The sequence below is a fragment of the Bradyrhizobium sp. SSBR45G genome (assembly GCF_030159255.1).
Classification (GTDB): Bacteria; Pseudomonadota; Alphaproteobacteria; order Rhizobiales; family Xanthobacteraceae; genus Bradyrhizobium.
The window spans coordinates 46,025-67,022 of record NZ_BSCT01000009.1; the positions used below are offsets into that span (position 1 = coordinate 46,025).

The following is a 20,998-nucleotide window of genomic DNA, read 5'->3' on the forward strand; positions in this document are numbered from 1 at the left end:
CCCCCAACACGACGCTCTACATCACTCCTCCTCGATACGGATCTCAGCGTCGCTGAGTGCCTCCATGATCCGTTCGATGTCCTCGGATTGGACTTTGCTGCCTGGACAAATCGCGTTCAGCTCGTCGAACGTGATCCAGCCCTTTTGCTCGCCGATCTCGATGGCACGGCGGATGATCTCCGAGACTTGCATGCTGATCTCCCGATGAATGGCCCCTCATAGATAGGGATCGCGCTTGCGATGACGCCAGACGCTTCAGCGGGCTCGAGCCGCTATCCGCATCGGCGCATGACGAGACGGAGAAACCGGTGCTAGGCTGGCGTCGACGATACAACCGCCTCGAGACACTCGCCCCATGATCGCAGCTCGCGCGCTTGCTCTCATTTTGATGCTCTATCCCCTCGGGGCAGGATCAGCAGCCGCCGCCTCGACCTCGCCGGCTGAATTCCACGCCAAGGTCGTCGAGCTCTACAGCTTCGAGCCGCACAAGCTGGACCGCGCCGCGATGCAGGCGAAGTCGGCTCAGCTCGATCAGTTCTGGACGATGGCAAAGGCCGATCCTTCAACGACCTTGCCGCAGCTGCGGCGCGAGCTGGACACTGCATCGAACTCAGCGTTCTTCTTCTACGACGGAGCCAAGCTTCTGCTCACCCTCTCGACGGACCGATCCGACCAGGCGATTGCGCTGCGTGCGATCGCCAAGGCAGATTTGAGGGGGATCCAACCGACCGACTACGTCAGCACCGTGCACCAGCTTGCGGGCGCAGGACTCGATGCGCGCGAGGCTGCCTTCCAGATCCTTCCGTTTCCCGATCTCAAGGTCTTCTTTCCCCAGCATTCCCTGACGCTCGGGCAGGACTTCGCACTGATCTGCATGCTGTTTCCAATGGAGGAGAAGCTGTTCGTCCCAGACCTGATCGAGCGGCTCGGGCGCGAAGCTGATGTCGACACTCAGAAGTCGCTGCTGGTGGCGCTCTGGTACGCCGTCACGCCGGCGGCAGATGCTGCCCTGCAGTCCTTCGCCGACAATCCGCACAACAACCCCGACGCCGTCGCCTTGACCAAGACGCTGCTGGACCGCGCGAAGACGATCGGCTCTCCCAGCTCGACACCGATAGAGGCGCTGCGGGAGGATCGGCGCAAGGTCATGCAACGTCCCATCAGCGATGAGGCCCTGATCGAATTCGACGAACTGACCTCGAAGATCCGCGGCGGGTCGTAACCTCCCGCCGTGCTCACCATCCTGCTGCGGCATTCGCTGATCAACGGTGGGCACGCTGCCGCCGTGGTGCGGCGGCTGCTTTGCCCACCCGACGGCACCTGCGACTGACGCTACCGCGCCAGCACCTCGACCTCGCCGTCGACGCCGTTGACGACGTTGAAGGAGCGCTCGAACACCTTGCCTTCGTATTTGGCGATGGCGCGGTAGTCGCCTTCGGACAGCACGACCTTGGGGAAGGCGCCGACCGATTCCTTGATCACGTCGCCGCCGGGGTTGATGACCGACCAGGCGGTGTTGGCGAGCGCCTCGCCGCCCTTGTCGGACACGAGCTTCAGGGTGATGACCGCGGCGCGGTGGGTGACGGTGACGTCGGTCAGCTTGCTGGCCTGGACGCGGATGTCGGAGCGCACCACCGCGTTGGCGTCGCCATAGTTGGAGACGATGTAATAGGTGCCCTCCGGGAGCATCAGGATGTCGCCGGCGGCGACGTTGGGCACCACCGGCGGGCGCTCGCGGCCGTCGAACTGGCTGCCCTTGTAGATCGCAAACGAGATCTGGTTCTGCGGGATCTTGCTGCTGCCGACCCGGCCCTCGAGGCGCAGGCCGCCGGCCGGCAGCAGGAACGCTTCGCGGTCGGTCTCCGCCTTCAGATTGACCGTCCTGACCGCGCTGACCAGGCCGAGCGCGACGTGGACGACGTAGTTGCCGGGCGGCAGCACGATGTTCGGCGTGGGACCGCGGTCCTCGCGCAGCATCTTGAAGGCGCCGGTCTCGTCGGGCCGGTCGGCGAACACCCGCCAGACTAGGCCACCATTGATGTTCGGCAGATCCTTGCCGTAGCGCGCCGACAGCGACAGCACGCCCTGATTGGGCGCCGCCGCGGGCGGCGGGGCAACCGGCGGGATCGCGGCCGGTGCTCCGGGCGGAATGGCCGCGACCGGTGGTCCGGGCACGGCCTGCGGCAGCGGCGGCGGAACGGGACCAGCGCCCGGCCCCGAGGGCGGAGCCAGGCTGACCGCGGCGCCGGGATCTGGGACCGAGGCCGGTGGAACCGGCGGCGGACGATCGCTGAACAGCTGGGCTGACGCCGGCGACACCGCGAAACAAGCGAGCGGACACGCCAAGGCGAGCGCGAGCGATAGCCGCCCGCTGCGCCGGAAACCGATGGATCCGCGACCTGTCGTCATCATCCTGCTTTTGACCGAAAACGCGGCGAATTCAAGCCTCTAAAGAACGGGCATGGGGGCAACTGCACCCCGGCGCGCGGCTTCGCCGCAGGCTTGCGCCCAGCCACCCGCGCCGCAGCCATGCGCGGCTCAAGACCTTCAAATCGGCGGCATCGGAGGCGCCGGTCAGCCGGCATAAACAATGCTTCTGCTAACCTGGCAACCGGCTGCGAGCGTGTCATGACCCGTTGACCTGCCCGTTGCACAGTTGCGCAAGTGTGGAGACGACAGTGCTGGACATGTTGAAAGGACGTCGCCAGAGCGGAACCGAAGGCGCCGATATCGGTCTTGGCACCATCCGCAAGCCGGTCATCGGCCTTGCGCTCGGCGGGGGCGCCGCCCGCGGCTTCGCCCACATCGGCGTGATTCGAACCCTGATGGCGCATGGCATCGTGCCCGACGTGGTGGTCGGGACCTCGATCGGTGCCGTGGTCGGTGGCGCCTATGCGGCCGGGCAGCTCGATGCGCTCGAGGAATGGGCGCGCAGCCTGCAGAAGCGCAACGTCCTCGGCTATCTCGACATCCGCCTCAACGGCTCCGGCCTGATCGGCGGCGAGAAGCTCGCCGCCCTGCTCGAGGCCTCGCTCGGCCGCGTCCCGATCGAGGAGCTGCCGATGAAGGTCGCCACCGTGGCGACGGAGATCCGCACCGGGCACGAGATCTGGCTGACCCATGGCAGCCTGGTCGACGCGATGCGCGCCTCCTACGCCCTGCCCGGCATCTTCGCGCCGGTGCTGATCGGCGATCGCTGGCTGGTCGACGGCGCCATGGTCAATCCGGTGCCGGTGTCGGCGGCACGGGCGCTCGGCGCCGAGATCGTGATCGCGGCGAATCTGTCGAGCGACGTGTTCACGCATTCGACGACGATCTATTCGCATGGCCAGCCGGTCGAGGTGCCGGAGACGGTGATGGAGAGCACGCCGCCGAAACGCCGCTTCGGCAAGCTGTTCTCGCCCGAGCGCGCGGTGAAGCGGCAGTTCTTCGGCGGCGGCGGCCGGCCAGGCATCTCCTCGGTGATGGTCGACGCCTTCAACATCATGCAGGACCGCATCACCCGGGCACGGCTTGCCGGCGACCCGCCGGACCTGCTGATCTCGCCACGCGTCGGACAGATCGGCTGGTTCGACTTCCACCGCGCAGCCGATCTCATCGCGTTCGGCACCAGGGCGGCCGAACGTGCGCTGGATTCGATTCACGAGGCGATCGGCCAGCCGACCACGGCAGGCGCGCCTGGCAGCAGCGGGACTACGCCGTCTTGATGTACTGACGCAGCGCTTCCTGCTCGTTCTCGTATTCCTGGACGCGCCATTTGACGACGTCGCCGATCGAGATCAGGCCGACGACGAGGCCGCCTTCGATCACCGGCAGATGGCGGAACTTGCCATTGGTCATCATCTCCATGATGGCCGCAACCGTGTCAGCCGGCTTGCAGCTGACGACGCGGCGCGTCATCACGTTCGACACCGGCTCAGTCAGCGCCGCGGCGCCGCGCTCGCCGAGCGAGCGGACGATGTCGCGTTCGGAGAGGATGCCCTCCATCCGGGTCCCCGACATCACCAGCACCGCGCCGATCTTGCGGTCGGCGAGCAGCTTGGCGGCTTCGGCGAGTGTGGTCTGGGATTCGACGCTCTCGACCTTGTGGCCCTTGGTGTCGAGGATCGCACGTACTGTCATTGCTCGTCTCCTTGAGAGGCCGGTGCGCCTTCTTGAGCGAGGCGTCGTTGCGGCCGATGCGTGCAGCAGTTTTCAGTCAAGCGCGTGTCTAATCAACAGTCTGGCAGTGCAAAGGATCCAACTTTCCGGATCTCGCTCAGGTTGCATTGCCGTCGGCAGGCCGGGCGTTGTTCAAGACGACTGGTCTGAAAAGCCGCCTGCCTTATTTGCCCGGAATCGTGCCCCGGTTGCATCACGCGCAAATGATGAATGAAATCCGGTGCGCCCGCAAGCGCAGGAATGCGGCAACTAACTGTCGACCGGCTCGGACGGCAACGCAGGTGCAGCATCATCACGCACATGCGGGATCGGATCGAACAGCGCAAACAGGATGAGGCCGGCGGCGAAGCCGCCGATATGCGCCTGCCAGGCGACGCTGGCGCCGTCGGCACCGGGCGTGAGGTCGAAGGCGCCGAACACGATGTTGACGCCGAACCAGACCGCGAGGAAGCCGAGCACCCGCGGATTGCGCATCGCACGCGACAGCGACAGCGCGGGCACCTTCGCGGCAGCCTCGGCATCGCCCCGGCCGAACGAGAGGAACCCGCCCTTCACGAAGGCAAAGCGCATCGCCGCCGCCATCGCGCCGGACACCGAGGCCGAGGCGCCGATCATCGGCGCCAACGCATGCTCATGGGTGACGAGATGGGCGAGCGCGCCGGCGGCCGCCGTGACCGCCATGAACAGATAGAACCTGAGTGCGCCGAAGCGGCGCGCCAGCGCGCTGCCGAACGGCAGCAGCCACAGCACGTTGAAGCCGATATGCGCCAGATTGGCATGCAGCAGCGAGTAGCTGACGAAGGTCCAGATCTTGGCCGGCGTGCCGCCGGGAAACGCGCCGTCCAGCAAGGTCTGGTCGTATCGTTTCGGGACGAAGGCGAACAGGTCGATGATCCAGCCGTCCCACTCCTCCGGCAGCAGCACGCGGAGGTGGATGATCGCGATCAGCACGACGTAGGCGGTGAGCGCGCCCGGCAGGTTCAGAACCGGCTCTCGCGTTTCCTGAAGCGGCGGATCTGGCGTGAGGTCTGACGGGGAATCCAAGGGAACGCACGCCTTCGACGAGAGGAACAGACCCGTCAGATAGGCGGCTTTGACGGCCATGTGCAAGCGCACACATGCAGAGTTGATGTGCGGCCCCATGGCTCGGGTCAGGCGGGATCTGAGAAAGAAAAAGAGGGAGGGTTCTGAGAAAACCCTCCCTCGCAAGATCGCCGGTCTTTTTGTGCGTCCGGAGAGCCCGGGGTTATGTCCCCACCCCTCCCCGTCGCGACGACCGAACTCATTTGACGCTCAACGTGTTCGACGCCCTGTGTCTCTCACCCACGTCGCGGTGGACCTTCCACCTTCCGGCCGCGACCTGATGAACGTTTTCTTAACGATCCCGCGGCCCAAGCCAAGCACATCGTTAATTTAACCTTAACGCGCGGAAGACGCGGACAAAGCCGGCAAGATCACACCATCGGCATGGACGCTGCACAGCCCCTCCTGCGACAACAAACCAGGGAGGCGCCTGGACGAAAGCGGGACAGCGATGTCCTGGCGACGTCGAGGGCGCGAGGGGTCTTCAGATGAAACATCCGTCCAATCGCGAGCTCTTCGCCTATTGGAACGCCAGGCGCGGCCATGCCAAGGCGCCGGAGCGTCACGATTTCGAGCCGTCGGCGGTGCGCGAACTGCTCGGCGACATCTTCGTGCTGTCCTGCGATGCCGACAGCGGCTTTCCGTTCCGGATGGCCGGCACCCGGCTGTGCGCCCTGCTCGGCGGCGACGTCAAGGACAGGAGCTTCCCGGCGCATTTTGCGCCCGATAGCCGGCGCGAGATCGAGGAGATCACCGCTGTCGTGTGCGAGGAAACGCTGCCGGCGATCGCCGGCGTCAAGGCGCAGGCGCCGGATCACACGACGGCACATTTCGAACTGCTGCTGCTGCCGTTCGCCAACCGCGCCCACGAGCCGATCAGCCTGACCGGCCTGCTCGCCCCGTTCGAGACGCCGCAAGGCGCGCTCGGGCCATTGGAAATGGTCTCCTGGCGCTACATCCACCCGCCGGCCGAGCCGATCGTGCCGCGCGCGCTGCGCAAGCTCGCGCTCGCCCGCGGCCTGATGGTCTATGAGGGGCTGCGCTGATTGTGGCCTACATCGGCCGGGCGCGCGCAGCGCCCGCCGAGAACAACGCTCCCGCATGACGCTTCGCGCGGCCTGCGGGATCCAGGCTCAGCTCCCTCGCCTCCAGGTCCCTCGCCTCATTGCGAGCCGGTCAGCGGCGCGATCGGACTGCCGTCGGGCGCAAACGCTGCGACGTGATCCGAGATGACGAAGGATCTGAGATCGCGCCCAACGACGAGAGGACCTTGGTAGGTCGTCCGCGTGCGCGCGACCAGCGCATCTTCAGGCACGTCCTGCGCGGGCTTCACGGTCGCAAACACGATGTGCGAGTAGACCGCGAGCTTCGGCTTCGCCTCGCTGAAGATCTTGCCGGCGTCCTCGGGCGAGGTGTGGTGGTCCTGGATGGCACGGTAGTTCGGATAGGATGTGAGCAGCTCCGGCTCGATCACAGCCACCTCGTGGACGAGGAGGTCAGCGCCTTCCGCCGCCTTCTCCACGCGAGGATCGGGCTTGGTGTCGCCGGACAGCACGACCTTCTTGCCGTCGAACTCGACGACATAGCCGAGCGCCGGCTTGATCTTCTCGCCGTGATTGACCTCGATGGCGCTGACCCTGACGCCGTTGCGCTCGTAGACGACGCCCGGCCCGATGTCGGTGGCGGCGAAGGCAACGCCCGCCGGCGGATAGTTCTCGTCATCGATGCGGATGCGGATGTCCTCGGAGAAGGCTTTGGTGAGATTCTCCGTCATCGCGACCGTTCCCTTGGGTCCGAACACGACCATTGGCCCCTTGCGCGAGGCCCAGGGCGTGCCGATCCAGCCGCTCAGCCACATGTCGGGCAGGCCCACCACGTGATCGGAATGCAGATGGGTGAGGAAATGCGCGGTGATGCTGCCGAGCGGGACGTTCTTCTGGAACAGACGGATCGTGGAGCCACGTCCGAGGTCGAACAGGAGCCGCTCGGGTCCGGCCTCGATCAGGGTGGAGGCGCTGAAGCTCGACAGGCGCGGCGTCGGCGTGCCGCTCCCGAGCAAGGTCACCTTCATCTCGGCCGCCGCGGCCGGCCACGATCCGACCGCTGCGCAGACCACGACCGCCATGGCGCCCATCACGCTCCGCATGAATGTCTCTCCCGTCTTCAAGGGTGTCATTGGCGCGATGCCGCGCGTGGCCGTTCTATCAGCATGGATTGGCGCTTGTCACAGGCCGTGGCAGAGAGCCGGCGGAGCGCACCGTAACGCTGAATTAACCGTGCAGCATTTACTTTCGTTGCTGGATCGTCCGGCCCTGTTAAGAGCCGGCTTTGAGTGGCGAAACATGGCGTTGCCGAACAAAAAACAATCTCTTCCGGCCGCCGAGGAGCGCCGTCGTTTCCAGCGGGTGAAGGTTCATCTGCTCGGCCGCTACATGTTGCCGGACCGTCGCGAGTTTCCCTGCCAGGTGATCAACATGTCGCCCGGCGGCCTGGCCCTGCTGGCGCCCGGCATCGGCAATGTCGGCGACCGCGTGATCGCCTATCTCGACCATATCGGCCGCGTCGAGGGCAAGATCACCCGCATCATCGACAACGGCTTTGCGATGACGATCGGCGCCACCGCGCGGAAGCGCGACAAGCTCGCCGCGCAGCTGACCTGGCTCGCCAACCGCGACATCCTCAACCTGCCGGAGGATCGCCGCCACGACCGTATCATCCCGCGCAACCCGATCGCGGTGCTGACGCTCGAGGACGGCACCAAGATGACCTGCCGCATCATGGACATGTCGCTGTCGGGCGCGGCCATCGCGGCGGAGACGAGACCCCCGCTGAAATCGCTGGTCATGCTCGGTCGCGTGCAGGCGCGCGTGGTCCGCAATCTCGAAGGCGGCTTCGCCATCGAGTTCATGCATCCGCAGCTCGCCGAAACGCTCGAAGAGAGCGTTACCGCGCGGTAAAGCCGAAGCCCCCCGAAATCCCGCAACTTCACGGAGTGCACGGCGTCCGCCACCGCGGGCGCCGTGTGGCGTTCGGCCATCGCACGTGGCCTCGGACGCAGTTAACATGCGTTCGCTGAAGCGTGGCCGGGCCTGCAAATGCAGCGGTCTGCGGCTTAACGCACAGCCTTTGATTCAACTCCGATCGATTCAAATTTTAAGCGAATTCGATTCAACAATAATGCGAATTATCGCCTTGTTTGAATTGGGTTTTCCTCAAATCCATCGTGGCGATTTAGCGGCAGCGAAAAACCTTTGTGAGACACATGGTCCCAACAAAACGGGGGCCAAAATGGTCAAGCGGACGGGACAGGCAAAAGGGTTGGCGGTGGTCGCCTTCCTGATGGCGATGGGCGCAGGGGCGCATGCCGGCGATGACCGGGTGCTCTATGCGAGCCTTGGCGACACCACGCGGGCCCCGATCGGCTGGATCGAGTTCTGCACGGAGACACCTGAGGAATGCCGCGGCGGTGCGTCGCAGCCCCGCGACATCGTGCTGTCCCAGACGGCGTGGCGGGACCTGCTAAAGGTGAACCGCTGGGTCAACGAGAACGTCAAGCCCATCACCGACATGGACCATTGGGGCGTGGTCGAGAAATGGTCGCTGCCGTCCGACGGCTACGGCGACTGCGAGGACTACGTGCTGCTGAAGCGCAAGCTTCTGATCGATGCCGGCTGGCCCCGCGAGGCGCTGCTGATCACGGTGGTGCGCGACAAGAAGGGTGAAGGACACGCCGTCCTCACCGTGAAGACCGACAAGGGCGAATACGTGCTCGACAATCAGAACGAGAACGTCGTCGCCTGGACCGAGACCGGCTACCGCTTCGTCAAGCGGCAGTCGCAGAGCGACCCCAACGTCTGGGTCTCGCTCGGCGACGGTCGCCCGGCAGTGGCCACCGCCAGCGCCCGAGAGCGCTAAAGCGCAAGCGAGGCAACGACAGAATTCGAGTTACGCGACCCGGTCACATCCCCACCCCTCCCCGTCCCAGACCGGTTCGCGCGCGGCCAGGCCTCCCCCAAGGCCTGGCCGCACTTTTTTAGAGGTGGCTCGAAAAAACGGCGCGATTTCAACGGGCTCTAACGACAGCCGGAAACCACATCGATAACGTCTCACGACGGAACGAGACCGGCCGAGACGGGGAAAATCCGGGGAATCTGTCATGCCATTGCCGCGGCCAACGGCGTCCCCGATGGTGCTCCGCATGAGCAAATGCCCCTTTCAGCCTCTGTCGCCTGCGTCCCACGGGCATCGGCGGCGCCGAGAGCTGCCGTTTGTCCGAACGCGCCTCAAATGTGTTCAACTGTCGAAACCCTTCCAGGCTGAATACGAGGGTTGATTCCCTTCACCCGTTCCAAAGCCGCTCCATTGCGTTGACGCGGGAGTCGTATTCATTCGGACCAATGGGCTGCTCGGGATGCGCCGATGCTTGTTTTCCGGTCGGCTGTTTCGCGCATCCCACAATGCCGAGCGAAATCGGCCGCCCGCCCGGTGAAAACCGAGAAACTGTGCGACACGCGATCATTGTGCTTGTCAGCGCCCGCAATGTCACGCTGCTTGGGTTTGCCACCTCGGCGGAGCGCCCTAAGGCTCTGGCGTCGCGAGGTCCAAAATTCTTCCTGACCTGGCCCAAGGATTCCGCCGTTCCGTGCGTCTCAATGGGTGAATGCCGGGAAAATCCCTTTCCCAGTGTCCGGTGTGTGGGTGGAACGACCATGGCAGGGATAGGGCACATGCGAGCGCGGTCCTGGACGGGACTGGCCGAGGGGCCGGGTGACGGTCCCGATTGTCCTGCTCGATCCTGTCGGCGTTGAGGAAAGGACATGGGGGGCGTCATTCAGCGTGTGACAGCAGAGGTGACTGAGCCGTCGGGTGGCGACGCCACGGATGACGACCTCGTCCGTCTGGCCAAGCAGGGCAACCGCGCCGCGTTCGAAGCCTTGTTGCGGCGTCACTACGACCTCATGCACCGCGTTGCCTGGCGCATGACCGGCTCCCGAACTGACGCGCAGGACATCTGCCAGGATGTCTGCTGCGCGCTGGTGGAACGGATCGCGTCCTTCAGGGGCGAGGCCAGGTTCACGACCTGGCTGATCGGAATCGTGCGCAACGCCTGTCATGATCACCATCGGCGCCATTCGACATTGGCACGCCTGAAAGGCCACCTCGCCGTGCTTGCGGGAATGGCGGCGCTGCCCGATGGCCGGGATCTTTTTCGTCGCAGCTGGCTCGCGAGCGAGCTGGCGCAGCTGTCGCCGCTGCTGCGCGAGACCGTCGTGCTCGTGGTCGGCGAAGGCATGACACACGCGGAGGCGGCCACGGCCCTCGGTGTCTCCGAGTCGACGATCTCCGGCCGCATGCACGAGGTGAGGCGACTGGCGAGTCTCGCGAAGGACATCAGCGATGAGTTCTGATCACGACATCATGGGTTTGCCCACCCCCCCGCCGCCTGCGCCGGACGCGCGTGACGCGGCCGTGCAACAGGCGCTGCTGCACTTCGATCGAAAAAGCACCGGGAACGACCAAGGAATCTCGACCGACATCCGTCTCATCGAGCGAACCGCCGCGTCCCTGCGGCCGTCACGCGAGAGGCCTGTCATGATTCGAACGCGATATCTCCTGGCTGCCAGCCTGGCCTGCATTGTTGCCGGATCGGGCGCCTATCTCCATCTCATGCGGCCACCGCAATCGACGCAGTTCGCTCCGCCCGTCGAACAGAAGCTGGCGAACAACGAGGCCGCTCAGGCCGAGCCGACGGTGCAAGCCAATAAGGAAAGCGAACACCAGGACCGGGCACAAACGCAAATCCAGACCGTCACGCCATCCGCAAAGCCTGCCCCGGACGCCGCCGCGCATTCGGTTGCGGCGGCGCCGCCGCCCGCCCCGCCGCATGTGGAAGACAGGATCGCCAGCCGTGTGGCTCCGCAGGCGCCTTCCGCGACGGCGCCTGGCCGGGTGCAGAATCTGCTGCAGCGGGTACCGACACCGCCGTCTTATGCCCGGCGCCGCGCGGACGACCTGATCGATCACGGATCCGTGCGCGGGTCGCCGCCGGCGGTTGCGCAGCGGATGGCGCCGGCCGAAAGCCTGCTCGCCCCCGCCCAGCGCGAGCGCGTTCCTGTTGCGTCCGAGCCCGGCGGCCGCGACAAGTTTGCGAATGCGCCGGAAAACCCCTTCCAGATCGCGCGCGATGCACCGGTCTCGACATTCTCCATCGATGTCGATACGGCGTCCTACGCCTTCGTCCGCGCCCAGCTCAACCGCAATGTCCTACCGCCGCCCGCGTCGGTTCGGACCGAGGAGCTGATCAACTACTTTCCCTACGACTACGAAGCGCCCGCATCGGCGGACGAGCCGTTCCGGGCCAATGTTGCCGTGTTTCCGAACCCTTGGGCGGAAGGCCGCAAACTCATTCGCATCGGCATCAAGGGCTATGCGCTGCAGCAGACAAACCGGCCGCACGCGAATCTGGTGTTCCTGATCGATACGTCGGGTTCGATGCAGCCGCTGAACCGGTTGCCGCTGGTGAAGCAGTCGCTCGCCATGCTCGTGACCCAGTTGCAACCCGAGGACCGCATCGCGATCGTCACCTATGCAGGGAATGCCGGCACGGCGCTTGAATCCACTTCGGTGTCCGAGAAAGCGAAGATCCTGGCGACGATCGACCGGCTCGAGGCGGGCGGCAGCACGGCAGGCGCCGAAGGCATCAGGCGAGCGTATGCGCTTGCCGAGCAGAACTTCGACGCCAACGGCGTCAACCGCGTCATCCTCGCGACCGACGGCGATTTCAATGTCGGGATCACGAACAAGGATGAATTGAAAGGTTTCGTCGAGCGTCAGCGCGAAAAGGGCATCTTCCTGTCCGTGCTCGGCGTTGGCGTCGGCAATTACAATGACGCGTTGGCCCAGACGCTCGCGCAGAACGGCAACGGCGTCGCCGCCTACATTGATACGATCAACGAGGCGCGCAAGGTACTCGTCGAAGAGGCAAGTTCGACGCTGTTTCCTATCGGCAAGGATGTGAAGATTCAGATCGAGTTCAATCCCGCAGCCGTCGCCGAATATCGGCTCATCGGCTACGAGACGCGACTTCTCAATCGTTCCGATTTCACCAACGACAAGGTCGACGCCGGCGACGTCGGCTCGGGGCAAACCGTGACGGCGCTCTACGACATCGTGCCTGCTGGCGGTCCGCGAACGGTCGACGATCTCAGATACGGGGCGCGGGACGCGGCGAGCGGCGCGCCCTCCCCGGCCGAATATGCCTTCGTCAAGATCCGCTACAAGCTGCCGCGATCCGATCGAAGCGTGGTGATCAGCACGCCCGTCGATCGCGGCTCCGAAAGCGCGCGCTTCGAGGAGGCGCCACGCGATGCCCGCTTTGCGACCGGTGTCGCCGCGTTCGGCGAGATTCTGCGGGGTGGAAAGCATACCGGCCAGTTCGGCTACGACGACGTGCTGCGGATCGCCTCGGCAGCCCGCGGAGACGATCCCTACGCCTATCGCGCCGAGTTCCTTCAGTTGGTGCGCGCGGCCAAAACCGCGAGCACCATGCAGCCGCTGCGTCCTTGATGGATGTGCGATTTGCGACGACTGCATCGGTGCGCAATTTGCGACCAGGCCTCCCAAGGCCTGGCCGCAACTTTTTTGGCCTTGCTTCGACGATATGTCGCAGGCAGGGCTTGGCGGATCGTCGGCCAACCTTGTTTTCCCTCGACGGGGACAAGCGACGTGGCGCGTTCACGACGCAGCCCGAGGGAGACCTGTAGATTCCCTGATCAGCAACTCCATTTTTGGATTCGCTCTTGCAGGCCCCCTGCTACACCACGCGACGTCCGGAATTTGGAGACGCCATGGACCCCCATTGCACGTCGCGTTCGCCGATGCGCCGCTATCTCGTCGCTATGGTTCTCACCTGTGCGCTCACCACATTCTCGATCGGGCTGTTCGGAATCCGATTTGGGGTCTGGTTCAGCCCGGCGATCCTTGCCGATCTGCAGAGCATCCGCCCGGATAGCATCGCACTGCCGTTCGATCTCCGGTACAATTCCGCCTTCATGCTGCGCCGCGTGGCGGCAATCCAACCCGACATCGTCGCGATCGGATCATCGCGCGCCAGTGGCTTCTCGGCCGCGGCCTTCGCTCCGCGCCGATTTTACAATCTCTGCTTTACGGCGTGGAGCGTGCAGCAGATCGCCGACGAGCTGAAACGGGTGACGAGCGCCGCGAAACCCAGGATCGCCATCGTTACACTCGACTATTTTCTTTTCTCCGATCGGTGGGAGACCTCGAACGCCGATCGCGCCCAGATCCACGGCGAGCCGCTGCGCTACTTCAAGGCCAGCATCACGCATTGGGTGCACTCCGCATGGCGGGAGCCCTGGATCCTCAGCAACGCCCTTCGGTCCCCTCTGCTCGGGACGCAGGCACTGATCTCGAAAGAAGGCTTCGGCACCGACGGCGCCTACCGGTTTTCAGACGACCACATCGCGAAAGCCAAGACGCAGCTGAACGCTCAACATCTGGAACGCGCCTTCTTCGGCGGAGAGGCCATCTCGCCGCACCAGAAAGACGCCCTGGAGCAGCTTGCCGCGCTGGCTCGCAGCAGTGATCTGACCCTGATCGCAATCCAGCTCCCGATCTTGCACGACGCTGTCGATTTTCTGGACCACGACGCGCGGTACGAACCCTATGCCGGCCTGTGGCGCGATTTCGAAACTGACGCGACGCGCGCATGGCTCGCGGAGACCGGGATCCACTTTTTCGACCTGGCGCGCTCCGACATCGGCAACGACGCCTCCCATTTCATCGATTCGGTTCACCTGTCGGAGGCCGGCATGCGGCGGGTCATGGATGAACTGAACGCCGATCCCGATTTCCGCCGCCTCATCCAATGACGGTTCAGGCGGAATCTTCCTCGAGGGCCGTCCGCAAGCCAGGATCGTCTGAGTCCGAGCCCTGGGCTGCCGGACGGCGGCTGGGCGCAACTTTTTTTGGCCTTGCTTCGACGATATGTCGCAGCCAGGGCTTGGCGGGTCGTCGGCCAACCTTGTTTTCCCTCGACGGTCGGGTTTAGGTTGTCGGCATGATGATGATCCTGCGAAGTGTGGCGCTCGTGGCCGCGGCCCTGACCCTGGCGAACTGCTGCATGTCCGGAACGGGCTGTTCCGGCCCGATGGCCTCGGCTGATCCGGCGGCGACCCCCGCCATGGCGGCCGCGACGGCGGCTGCGCCGGCGACGGCGGCTGCGCCGAAGGTGGTCATGGCGACGCCGCAGGCGGTGCCCCCTGCCGCCGCCGACTGGGATGGCCGGGTCGCCACCTCCGAGACCGACACCGACATGGCGATGGAGCCGGATATCGGCACCTCCCCGCGCAAGGGCACCAAGCGCAAGGGCGACTCGCGCGTCGACGTCATGTCGTCGCAGTCGAGTTCCGGTTATCGCAGCGGCCGCATGACCTACGAGGAGGAGCAGGCGGCCGACCTTGCCGACGAGGCCCGTCTCAAGCAGAAGCTCACGATCTGCCGGAACTGCAATACGACCCAGTAAGTCCTTGATCGGGCTCGGATTGGCGCCGGTCTCCGCCGGCGGATGATGGCGATACCGCTGCGGCCCGCTGGCCGCAGTTTTTCGGGCTTGCAGGCCTCGCTTTTGTCCGATTTGCTAATAAAGTCTTGCCGCCGGGATCGGCCCCGCCGGACACGCGTTTTGCTGTCTGGCGACTGCTCCGACTGCATGCCTTTTTCGCCGCTCCCTTTTGAGGAACGGCTTCCGAAGCTTTTTTCGATTGTGGGTGGTTTCGTGATGGACCCGGTGACGCGCGACACCAGACGTTATCTCGATAAGTCCGGCCCCCAGTCCGGCGCGGTCAAGACCTCGCAGCCGATCGCGCTCGCCGCCGCGACGCTGCTGGTGCTGGTCGCCGGCATCGGCGGCATCATGCTGTGGCGCGCCTATGGCGGATCGCCCGTCGAGGCCGAGCGCGGCGCGGTGACCCGGCAGTTGCAGGCCAGGACGGTGCAGGCCTCAGAGCAGCTGGTGGAAAAGACCAAGGGCCTGGAGGCGACCCAACAGGAATCCATCGACCAGCTGCAGATGATGCAGGAGCAGCTGCAGAGCATGCGCCGCCTGCTCGCCGCTCAGCAGGCCGACACCAAGCGCCTGTCCGACCAGGTCTCGACCCTGAAGGACTCCATCGACGGCCTGCGGCAGTCGTTTGCCAGCACGCAAGCCTCGGAGCAGGCTTCAGCGCCGGCGCGCAATCGCAGCATCCGGGCTCGTGCCCATGCAAGCCGAAGCGGACACCGCCATCGCCGAAGCCGCGGCTAGCTCGGACGAACGGCTCCAACCTGTAGAACTGCTGCCGAATTTTCCCGGAGCCTTGTGAAGTGCTTCACAGAGCAAGCGGCGGAATCGGGCCATCTTGCGATGACCGGATGGCGAGCCAATTTCAGGATGGCGCAGGGCCAATTTCAATATCCGGGGCTGGCAAGGTCGTTGGCGCCATACTGCGCCGACGACCTTGTTCTTTGTAGTTGCCCCCTGATCGCAAGCCGTCGTGGACAAGGACTTTGTGGACAAGCCCCGGACGGAGATGCGGGGCCGGACCAGTCCTCTCCGGCTGGTGACTTGCTTTTCACCCGGACTTCTCGGCTCAATGCGCGCCCCCACCTCTCCAGAGGAGCCGCTCATGTCTGCCGAATCTGAACTGACGTCCGATGTCATCGGACTGACCAAGGTCGCTCCGTTCTCCCGCCGCGGCTTCATGACCGCGTCCGCCGCAGTGACGGCCGGCTACACCTTGGCCGCGGGCCCGGTCCGCGCCGAGGTCATCACGACAGACACCAGCGGGCTCAATGCCGGCGACGCCAAGGTCAAGGTCGCCGACGGCGAGATGCCGGTCTATTTCGCAAGGCCCGCCAGCGCCAGCAATCCGCCGGTCGTGCTGGTCGCGATGGAGATCTTTGGTCTGCACCAGTACATCAAGGATGTGACCCGCCGTCTCGCCAAGCTCGGCGTGCTCGCGGTCGCGCCGGACTACTATTTCCGCAAGGGCACCGACCTCACCAAGATCACCGAAATCAAGGACCTGCTGCCGATCGTGAATGCGAAGCCTGATGCGGAATTGCTGTCGGATCTCGATGCCACAGTGGCCTGGGCCAAGTCACAGGGCGGCGACACCTCGCGCCTCGGCATCATCGGCTTCTGCCGTGGTGGCCGCACGGTGTGGGAATATGCCGCCCACAATGCCGGATTGAAGGCGGGCGTCGCCTTCTACGGCCCGCTGATCGATACGCCCAATCCGGTCTGGCCGAAGAGCCCGACGCAGCTGGCACCCGAGATGAAAGCGCCCGTGCTCGGGCTCTATGGCGAGGCCGACACCGGCATCCCCGTGGCCAGCGTCGAGGCGATGAAGGCGGCGCTCGCCGAGAACAAGAAGACCGCCGAGTTCAAGATCTATCCCGGAGCGCCGCACGGCTTCCACGCCGACTATCGCCCGAGCTATCGCAAGGAGGCCGCCGAGGATGCCTGGGCGCAGATGCAGGCGTGGTTCAAGACATACGGCGTGCTGAGCTGAAAGCGCTGCGGCCTCGGGTCCGCAAAAGCGAACGCCGTCAGGCGACAGCGTGCCCACCGTCGTTGAGCAAGCCACGTAGCGCAGCCCGGATGTGCGCAGCGACATCCGGGTTCTCCGACGCGCATGCGACCCCGCACGTCGCTACAGCCGACGCGCGCAGCGGCTGTCGCTCATGCGGCGACGGGCCCCGCCGCTAGAAGCCAACTGGCCGCTGTCGCCTCGGCCCGCTGGGCTTGGCCGACAGCTTGCCCACCCGGACCGACGACGATGCGCGGGGGATCAGCGCCTGCGACGCACCTTTGCCGGCTGCCGGGCGCCCTGCTCGAGCTCCCAGGCCATCCAGACCAGCGCAGCGCCGAGGCTGACGACGACGCCCATGAAGAGGAACGTGAGTTCGGGGGATGTGAGTGAGTTCATCATGCCTGGATCCATGCAAGCGTTGCGCCAGCTTCCGCTCCATTGCCGCCTGCGTTCATCGCGGCGGCAACGAAGCGTGACGAGATATCGTTAAAGCGAAGTGTCCGGCCAACGCGTCACCCCGCCTGCGGGTTCACCAGTTCACTCGCAGATTTCGACCGGACGAAGACGCCAGCCGCGCGCTGTCCGCACGCGCTTTTTCACGACATAGCAGCCGCCGAGATCTTCGTAGGTGTAGGGATAGTAATAGGGATAGCCGCCATAATAATACGGATAGCCGAAGCCGAAACCGGGGCCGAACCCATGATGAAATCCGCCATGATGAAAGCCATGAAAACCGCCCGGCCCGCGGGCCGATGCCGGGACCATCATCAGGGCGATGACGCCGCCCGCCAGCAAGCCCATCACTCTCTTGCGCATCGATCCGTCTCCACATCCAAATCACGACAATGACAAGCGTCACTGCAACGCTTCCTTTAAAGCCTGATTTGGAACAGCTCGCGGGCAAGCGCGCTCACATCTGCGCGATTTGGTATCCGGACGTCACAGTCCCTGCTGCGGCAACAATCAGCAACCGCGGCAGATGCTCTTGACCTTCTGATCGACCTTCTGGTTCTCGCGCCGAATCTCGGCCTCGTCGGACGTCTCGCCAGAGCGGTTCGGTCCTCCCGCCGCGCCGCGGCCCGTGCCGGTGGTGACGCCTGGATTGCCTGTCCCGGCTCCGCTCCCGCCGGAGCCCGACGATTGCGCCGTACCGAGGCTATTGGTGCCGGGAGTCCCCGGTTGCGACAGCCGCGCACCGCTGTTGGTGCCGTTCGCATCGCCCGGCGTGTTGCCGAGGCCGGCAGCATTTCCGGAGGAGGCCGCGCTCCCGCCGGTCGCCCCTGTCCCAGTCGTCGCGCCGCTCGCTGCGCCACCGCCTGCCGTGCCTGAGCCGGCAGCTCCCCCGCCGCCGGCGCCACCGCCGCCGCTTTGCGCGAACCCTGCCGTCGCTGCGGTGACACCGGCAAACACAATCAATGTCCGCAATGAAAATCTGGCCATCGGATGCTCTCCCTTTACGGTCCAACCCGACGGGACAATTCGCGTTCCGGAACCATTGTGAATGGGAGAGGATTGATGGCGCGAGGAGAGCCAGGGCCGGTGCGCAAGCTGATCGCCTTCGACGAGGACACCTTCGACAAGCTCAAGCAGCTGGCCCGCGATCACATGATCAGCCTGCAGGATCTTGCGGATGAAGCCTTCATGGACCTGCTCGAGAAGCATGGCGTGCCCGCCGACCTGAAGGACGCGTTGCACAAGAGTGCGGCGGCGGATGGCGAGGAGGCCGACAGGACTGCGCGCAAGGAGAAGACAAAGGCCAAGACAAACGCCAAGACGAACATCGACACCAAGCGGAAACAGAGGAGCAGGACATCAGCATGAGCACCGACCCCGATCCGTTCGAGCAGGGCGAGCGCGCCGCACGCGACAACATCCCGGCCGAGGCCAATCCCTATCAGGATGGCAGCGAGCAGCATGCGCTGTGGGCGAGCGGTCACGAGCGGATCGCCAGTGCACGCGAGGCCGGCGAATCCGAAGGGATCTGAGACGCGCGATCAGCCCAGCGGAACGCGCCGCCTCAGCCGATCTTCTTCAGGCCCTTGGTGTAGCGTGGGCCCTTGGCGACATAGGCCTTGGCTGCGATGCCCATGCGCTCGACCTGATCAGGCTCGAGCGTGCGCACCACGCGGGCGGGCGCGCCGATGATCAGCGAATATTCCGGAAAGTCCTTGCCCTCGGTGATGATGGCACCGGCGCCGACGACGCTGCCGCGGCGGATGTGGGCGCCATTCATGACGATCGAGCCCATGCCGATCAGCGCGTCGTCCTCGACCGTGCAGCCGTGCAGGATCACGTTATGGCCGACCGTCACGTTCCTGCCGACGCGCAGCGGGAAGCCGGGATCGACGTGACAAGTGGCGTTGTCCTGGATGTTGGAAGCTTCGCCGATCTCGATCCAGTCATTGTCGCCGCGGATCACCGCGCCGAACCAGATGGTGACCTCGCGGGCGAGCTTCACGCGGCCGATCACGGTGGCATTGTCGGCGATGTAGTAGTTGCCGTCCGCCGGCAGCTCGGGCGCCTGCCCGTCGAGTTCGTAGATGGCCATCGAGGTCTCCTATTCGCAGGCAGTACGATCGCATAGGAAGGTCGACGTTTTTCGCTCGTCTGTCTCCACATCGTCATGGCCGGGCTTGTCCCGGCCATCCACGTCGTTCGGCATCCGAAGAACGGCGTGGATGCCCGGGACAAGCCCGGGCATGACGGAGAAACTGACTGAGAGGGCTGCTCGTCGCGACAGCCCCACATCACTTCCTATCGCCCTGCGTTTCCAGGTGACCTTGGCACAGCCAACGCGGCGAATACAAGCAAGGCGCCGCAAGCGCCGATGGCGGTGAGGAACTCAGGCCAGCACGCCGGCTGCGCGCAGCGTCATCACGACGAAGGTGCCGGACATCATGCTCCAGAAGCCGGCGATCACGGTCGCCAGCATCACGAACTCGAAGCGGCGGCGCTCGATACGCGCGCCGCGCAGCGTGTTGCGCATGATGATGAAGGGCGCGGCGAACACCAGGAACGGCACCGCGGCGAAGCGGCGGGGCGTGACGCCCTCCTGCAGCAGCTCGAAACCAGGCGGACGCTCGGCATAGGCCTGATAGCCGCTGGCCAAGGCACCGGCCAGGGCGAATCCGATCAGGAGCGAGAACAGGGAATTGAACGCCTCTGCCGACATCGTACGCACTCACACACTTTGCAGAACTGCCCGATGTCGGTTTGGCAAAATCGCGCGGCCGGCGCCACATTATCCTTAAGAAAGGGTTAACCTCGGCCGCGCCGGGCGCGCAGGTCCCTGCTGGTAAGATCCTGCAGACCGCCGCGTCGGCGTGGCATAGTCGGGACTGATTCGCTCCAGAGATCCCCTGCCCGGCATGACGATGTTTTCGGTCCGCAGTGCCCGCCCTTCGAACGGACATGGCCATGCCGTGCCGCTCGTGCTCGGCTGTGTGCTGGCGGCATCGGCGGTGGCCGTCGTCGCCTATCTGCTGTGGCCGACATGGCGGGCCGGCGCCTTCAAGGGCCCCGAGCGCCTGCCGGTGAGCATCGGCAGCACCATCTTCAACGTGCCGGCGGCCGCCATCCGGGTGAAGATCCAGCGCCACACCGGGCCGCAGGAGCGGGTCGATCTCGGCTTCGACTATCCCGCGCTCACCCCGCCCGAGGCGCCGCATCACGTCTCCGCCGACCAGATCGACCAGGCGCCGCATCCGATCGACCGCATCTTCGTGTCGATCTCGGCGCATCACGATGCCATGTCGCCGGAGACGCGGCTGAAGACGATCTATCCGCGCTATCTGAGTCCCGCCGCCGTGGCGGTGCAAGACGGCCTGACCATGCGCAGCTTCCGCACCGGCACGCCCTACGACGTCGAGGATCTGTTCACGGCCGAGCAGCCGGCGCTGGTGGCGCGCTGCACCCGCGATGCCGCCACGCCCGGCATGTGCCTCAGCGAACGCCGCATCGACGGCGCCGACCTCGTGTTTCGCTTCCCACGCAGCTGGCTGTCGCAATGGCAGGATGTGGCGACCGCGATGGACCGGCTGACCGCGCAGATGCACGCAGTGAAGTAGTTGGCCGCACTCGTTGACGTCGTAGCCAAATGAGCGCAGCCCGCGCAACGGACGTCGAATGTGAGATTTGCCACACTCTTTCCGCTGGTCATT

The 20,998-nt window shown here is 65.1% G+C and carries 24 protein-coding genes; 14 read left to right on the plus strand and 10 right to left on the minus strand.

Going from position 1 to position 20,998, the window contains the following annotated elements; genetic code table 11:
* Positions 1-21: 21 nt before the first annotated feature.
* On the minus strand, positions 22-192 hold the full coding sequence (locus QQL87_RS13770) for an RNA polymerase sigma factor region1.1 domain-containing protein (protein WP_284419203.1): 171 nt from the start codon (positions 190-192) through the stop codon (positions 22-24).
* A gap of 313 nt (positions 193-505) precedes the next feature.
* Between QQL87_RS13770 and QQL87_RS13775 the strand changes: the two genes are divergently transcribed.
* Positions 506-1,222: a hypothetical protein gene (locus QQL87_RS13775; protein ID WP_284419202.1), complete on the plus strand. Its 717-nt coding sequence runs from the start codon at positions 506-508 to the stop codon at positions 1,220-1,222.
* Positions 1,223-1,332: 110 nt separating this feature from the next.
* Here QQL87_RS13775 and QQL87_RS13780 read toward each other — a convergent pair whose 3' ends face one another.
* Positions 1,333-2,412 carry an RgsD C-terminal domain-containing protein gene (locus QQL87_RS13780; RefSeq protein ID WP_284419200.1) on the minus strand — a complete coding sequence of 360 codons (1,080 nt, stop codon included), beginning with the start codon at positions 2,410-2,412 and terminating at the stop codon, positions 1,333-1,335.
* A gap of 266 nt (positions 2,413-2,678) precedes the next feature.
* On the opposite strand from QQL87_RS13780, the gene QQL87_RS13785 reads away from it, so the two are divergent.
* Positions 2,679-3,707 (plus strand): patatin-like phospholipase family protein, encoded by a 1,029-nt coding sequence (locus QQL87_RS13785; protein WP_284419199.1) that lies wholly within the window; start codon positions 2,679-2,681, stop codon positions 3,705-3,707.
* On the opposite strand, the gene QQL87_RS13790 is transcribed toward QQL87_RS13785, so the two are convergent.
* The gene (locus QQL87_RS13790) at positions 3,694-4,122 is read right to left on the minus strand and encodes a CBS domain-containing protein (RefSeq protein ID WP_284419197.1); all 429 of its coding nucleotides are present in this window, start codon (positions 4,120-4,122) and stop codon (positions 3,694-3,696) included. The genes QQL87_RS13785 and QQL87_RS13790 overlap by 14 nt on opposite strands.
* Before the next feature lie 288 nt (positions 4,123-4,410).
* A complete protein-coding gene (locus tag QQL87_RS13795; RefSeq protein ID WP_284419258.1) occupies positions 4,411-5,205 on the minus strand; it encodes a rhomboid family intramembrane serine protease in 795 nt (264 codons plus the stop codon).
* A gap of 527 nt (positions 5,206-5,732) precedes the next feature.
* On the opposite strand from QQL87_RS13795, the gene QQL87_RS13800 reads away from it, so the two are divergent.
* Positions 5,733-6,290 carry a PAS domain-containing protein gene (locus QQL87_RS13800; protein WP_284419196.1) on the plus strand — a complete coding sequence of 186 codons (558 nt, stop codon included), beginning with the start codon at positions 5,733-5,735 and terminating at the stop codon, positions 6,288-6,290.
* Between the two features lie 116 nt (positions 6,291-6,406).
* Here QQL87_RS13800 and QQL87_RS13805 read toward each other — a convergent pair whose 3' ends face one another.
* Positions 6,407-7,390 carry an MBL fold metallo-hydrolase gene (locus QQL87_RS13805; protein WP_284419195.1) on the minus strand — a complete coding sequence of 328 codons (984 nt, stop codon included), beginning with the start codon at positions 7,388-7,390 and terminating at the stop codon, positions 6,407-6,409.
* 196 nt (positions 7,391-7,586) lie between these two features.
* Between QQL87_RS13805 and QQL87_RS13810 the strand changes: the two genes are divergently transcribed.
* From QQL87_RS13810 to QQL87_RS13845, 8 genes are all read left to right on the plus strand, one after another.
* Positions 7,587-8,201 (plus strand): PilZ domain-containing protein, encoded by a 615-nt coding sequence (locus QQL87_RS13810; RefSeq protein WP_284419194.1) that lies wholly within the window; start codon positions 7,587-7,589, stop codon positions 8,199-8,201.
* A gap of 331 nt (positions 8,202-8,532) precedes the next feature.
* Positions 8,533-9,159, plus strand: a complete 627-nt coding sequence (locus QQL87_RS13815; RefSeq protein WP_284419193.1) for a transglutaminase-like cysteine peptidase — start codon at positions 8,533-8,535, stop codon at positions 9,157-9,159.
* 902 nt (positions 9,160-10,061) lie between these two features.
* Positions 10,062-10,652: an RNA polymerase sigma factor gene (locus tag QQL87_RS13820; protein WP_284419191.1), complete on the plus strand. Its 591-nt coding sequence runs from the start codon at positions 10,062-10,064 to the stop codon at positions 10,650-10,652.
* Entirely contained in the window at positions 10,642-12,810 is a 2,169-nt protein-coding gene (locus tag QQL87_RS13825; RefSeq protein ID WP_284419190.1) for a VWA domain-containing protein, read from the plus strand. The genes QQL87_RS13820 and QQL87_RS13825 overlap by 11 nt, the downstream gene beginning before the upstream one ends.
* 281 nt (positions 12,811-13,091) lie before the next feature.
* Positions 13,092-14,135: a hydrolase gene (locus QQL87_RS13830; RefSeq protein ID WP_284419189.1), complete on the plus strand. Its 1,044-nt coding sequence runs from the start codon at positions 13,092-13,094 to the stop codon at positions 14,133-14,135.
* Between the two features lie 188 nt (positions 14,136-14,323).
* Entirely contained in the window at positions 14,324-14,788 is a 465-nt protein-coding gene (locus tag QQL87_RS13835; RefSeq protein ID WP_284419187.1) for a hypothetical protein, read from the plus strand.
* A 255-nt stretch (positions 14,789-15,043) separates the two neighbouring features.
* Positions 15,044-15,568 (plus strand): hypothetical protein, encoded by a 525-nt coding sequence (locus QQL87_RS13840; RefSeq protein WP_284419186.1) that lies wholly within the window; start codon positions 15,044-15,046, stop codon positions 15,566-15,568.
* A gap of 361 nt (positions 15,569-15,929) precedes the next feature.
* Complete coding sequence (locus QQL87_RS13845; protein ID WP_284419185.1) at positions 15,930-16,817, plus strand: dienelactone hydrolase family protein; 888 nt, start codon at positions 15,930-15,932, stop codon at positions 16,815-16,817.
* A 279-nt stretch (positions 16,818-17,096) separates the two neighbouring features.
* On the opposite strand, the gene QQL87_RS13850 is transcribed toward QQL87_RS13845, so the two are convergent.
* From QQL87_RS13850 to QQL87_RS13860, 3 genes are all read right to left on the minus strand, one after another.
* On the minus strand, positions 17,097-17,237 hold the full coding sequence (locus QQL87_RS13850) for a hypothetical protein (protein ID WP_284419184.1): 141 nt from the start codon (positions 17,235-17,237) through the stop codon (positions 17,097-17,099).
* 138 nt (positions 17,238-17,375) lie between these two features.
* Entirely contained in the window at positions 17,376-17,654 is a 279-nt protein-coding gene (locus QQL87_RS13855; RefSeq protein WP_284419183.1) for a hypothetical protein, read from the minus strand.
* A gap of 147 nt (positions 17,655-17,801) precedes the next feature.
* Positions 17,802-18,278 (minus strand): hypothetical protein, encoded by a 477-nt coding sequence (locus tag QQL87_RS13860; protein WP_284419182.1) that lies wholly within the window; start codon positions 18,276-18,278, stop codon positions 17,802-17,804.
* Positions 18,279-18,353: 75 nt separating this feature from the next.
* Between QQL87_RS13860 and QQL87_RS13865 the strand changes: the two genes are divergently transcribed.
* Together QQL87_RS13865 and QQL87_RS13870 are read left to right on the plus strand one after the other, a co-directional pair.
* On the plus strand, positions 18,354-18,659 hold the full coding sequence (locus tag QQL87_RS13865; RefSeq protein ID WP_284419181.1) for a hypothetical protein: 306 nt from the start codon (positions 18,354-18,356) through the stop codon (positions 18,657-18,659).
* Positions 18,656-18,823 carry a hypothetical protein gene (locus QQL87_RS13870; protein ID WP_284419179.1) on the plus strand — a complete coding sequence of 56 codons (168 nt, stop codon included), beginning with the start codon at positions 18,656-18,658 and terminating at the stop codon, positions 18,821-18,823. Before QQL87_RS13865 ends, QQL87_RS13870 begins: the two co-directional genes overlap by 4 nt.
* 32 nt (positions 18,824-18,855) lie before the next feature.
* Here the strand turns inward: QQL87_RS13870 and QQL87_RS13875 are convergent, their stop codons facing one another.
* Entirely contained in the window at positions 18,856-19,386 is a 531-nt protein-coding gene (locus tag QQL87_RS13875; protein WP_284419178.1) for a gamma carbonic anhydrase family protein, read from the minus strand.
* Positions 19,387-19,680: 294 nt separating this feature from the next.
* Positions 19,681-20,010, minus strand: a complete 330-nt coding sequence (locus QQL87_RS13880) for a DUF6949 family protein (RefSeq protein ID WP_011925946.1) — start codon at positions 20,008-20,010, stop codon at positions 19,681-19,683.
* 196 nt (positions 20,011-20,206) lie between these two features.
* On the opposite strand from QQL87_RS13880, the gene QQL87_RS13885 reads away from it, so the two are divergent.
* Positions 20,207-20,905, plus strand: coding sequence for a hypothetical protein (locus tag QQL87_RS13885; protein ID WP_284419176.1), 699 nt, complete (start codon positions 20,207-20,209; stop codon positions 20,903-20,905).
* Positions 20,906-20,998: the final 93 nt, after the last annotated feature.

Coding starts and splice junctions, on each gene's coding strand:
- QQL87_RS13835 (WP_284419187.1), top strand. CDS start 14,324: ATGATGATGATCCTGCGAAGTGTGGCGCTCGTGGCCGCGGCCCTGACC.
- QQL87_RS13775 (WP_284419202.1), top strand. CDS start 506: ATGCAGGCGAAGTCGGCTCAGCTCGATCAGTTCTGGACGATGGCAAAG.
- QQL87_RS13880 (WP_011925946.1), bottom strand. CDS start 20,010: ATGTCGGCAGAGGCGTTCAATTCCCTGTTCTCGCTCCTGATCGGATTC.
- QQL87_RS13885 (WP_284419176.1), top strand. CDS start 20,207: ATGACGATGTTTTCGGTCCGCAGTGCCCGCCCTTCGAACGGACATGGC.
- QQL87_RS13830 (WP_284419189.1), top strand. CDS start 13,092: ATGGACCCCCATTGCACGTCGCGTTCGCCGATGCGCCGCTATCTCGTC.
- QQL87_RS13840 (WP_284419186.1), top strand. CDS start 15,044: ATGGACCCGGTGACGCGCGACACCAGACGTTATCTCGATAAGTCCGGC.
- QQL87_RS13865 (WP_284419181.1), top strand. CDS start 18,354: ATGGCGCGAGGAGAGCCAGGGCCGGTGCGCAAGCTGATCGCCTTCGAC.
- QQL87_RS13800 (WP_284419196.1), top strand. CDS start 5,733: ATGAAACATCCGTCCAATCGCGAGCTCTTCGCCTATTGGAACGCCAGG.
- QQL87_RS13805 (WP_284419195.1), bottom strand. CDS start 7,390: ATGCGGAGCGTGATGGGCGCCATGGCGGTCGTGGTCTGCGCAGCGGTC.
- QQL87_RS13850 (WP_284419184.1), bottom strand. CDS start 17,237: ATGATGAACTCACTCACATCCCCCGAACTCACGTTCCTCTTCATGGGC.
- QQL87_RS13870 (WP_284419179.1), top strand. CDS start 18,656: ATGAGCACCGACCCCGATCCGTTCGAGCAGGGCGAGCGCGCCGCACGC.
- QQL87_RS13820 (WP_284419191.1), top strand. CDS start 10,062: ATGGGGGGCGTCATTCAGCGTGTGACAGCAGAGGTGACTGAGCCGTCG.
- QQL87_RS13825 (WP_284419190.1), top strand. CDS start 10,642: ATGAGTTCTGATCACGACATCATGGGTTTGCCCACCCCCCCGCCGCCT.
- QQL87_RS13790 (WP_284419197.1), bottom strand. CDS start 4,122: ATGACAGTACGTGCGATCCTCGACACCAAGGGCCACAAGGTCGAGAGC.
- QQL87_RS13845 (WP_284419185.1), top strand. CDS start 15,930: ATGTCTGCCGAATCTGAACTGACGTCCGATGTCATCGGACTGACCAAG.
- QQL87_RS13810 (WP_284419194.1), top strand. CDS start 7,587: ATGGCGTTGCCGAACAAAAAACAATCTCTTCCGGCCGCCGAGGAGCGC.
- QQL87_RS13860 (WP_284419182.1), bottom strand. CDS start 18,278: ATGGCCAGATTTTCATTGCGGACATTGATTGTGTTTGCCGGTGTCACC.
- QQL87_RS13780 (WP_284419200.1), bottom strand. CDS start 2,412: ATGATGACGACAGGTCGCGGATCCATCGGTTTCCGGCGCAGCGGGCGG.
- QQL87_RS13770 (WP_284419203.1), bottom strand. CDS start 192: ATGCAAGTCTCGGAGATCATCCGCCGTGCCATCGAGATCGGCGAGCAA.
- QQL87_RS13815 (WP_284419193.1), top strand. CDS start 8,533: ATGGTCAAGCGGACGGGACAGGCAAAAGGGTTGGCGGTGGTCGCCTTC.
- QQL87_RS13855 (WP_284419183.1), bottom strand. CDS start 17,654: ATGCGCAAGAGAGTGATGGGCTTGCTGGCGGGCGGCGTCATCGCCCTG.
- QQL87_RS13875 (WP_284419178.1), bottom strand. CDS start 19,386: ATGGCCATCTACGAACTCGACGGGCAGGCGCCCGAGCTGCCGGCGGAC.